Here is a 205-nt window from a genome sequence, read left to right as displayed (position 1 = left end):
TACAAAGCCTCCTGCTTCCCAATGCAAGAGCTTCATTTGATTACAGCGTCTATTGATAAATATATAGACACTCCCGTTATGAGCTACTTGATGAAGTTCATTTTGGACAAGTCCACAAAGGCTATCAAAACTCTTGCGCATATCACAAGCTTGTCTATACAAATGAAATTGATTAGAACTACTCAAACTAAACATTACACTAAGT

Annotated in this window: 1 protein-coding gene; it reads right to left on the bottom strand. The window is 36.1% G+C overall.

Annotated features, from left to right (window positions below):
- The coding region (gene tnpB, locus GOQ24_RS05555) for an IS66 family insertion sequence element accessory protein TnpB (RefSeq protein ID WP_160339264.1) at positions 1 to 205 on the bottom strand (205 nt) is incomplete at both ends.

Source organism: Myroides sp. LoEW2-1, from assembly GCF_009767705.1.
GTDB lineage: Bacteria > Bacteroidota > Bacteroidia > Flavobacteriales > Flavobacteriaceae > Flavobacterium > Flavobacterium album_A.
Note: the sequence above shows the minus strand (reverse complement) of the source record. Positions and strands in the feature narration are given on the sequence as shown.